The sequence below is a fragment of the Saccharothrix sp. ST-888 genome (assembly GCF_000955975.1).
GTDB lineage: Bacteria > Actinomycetota > Actinomycetes > Streptomycetales > Streptomycetaceae > Kitasatospora.
Map to the genome: position 1 here is coordinate 1 of NZ_JYJF01000776.1, position 325 is coordinate 325.

General features: G+C 71.1%; 1 pseudogene. It reads right to left on the minus strand.

Annotation, left to right across the window (positions count from 1 at the left end):
- Positions 1 to 244: pseudogene (locus UK12_RS34530) on the minus strand (hypothetical protein); the annotation flags it as partial.
- Between the last annotated feature and the right edge of the window lie 81 nt (positions 245 to 325).

Here is a 325-nt window from a genome sequence, read left to right on the forward strand (position 1 = left end):
CGGTGAATATGACGTTGTCGCCGTCCCCGAAGACCATCTGGGAGCCGTCCCAGAACGCGTTGTCGTAGTCCTGCCCGTAGTGGACCGTGGCGTTCAGCGCCAGCCAGGCGCCGTCGATGGAGTTCCTGGCGTACCCGGTCCCGTACAGCGCGCAGGTCGCACAGGGACGCGACCTCACCCACCGCACCCCCCGGCTCCAGGCGATCGCGCCCCCACAGCCGGCACACCACCTCACCCGCACCATCGGAGACGCCGGCCACGCCCAGCGGAAACCCGGCAGGCCGATCCGGCTGGAGGGCCAGCCGGCGGCCGAGGACTCCTCGGT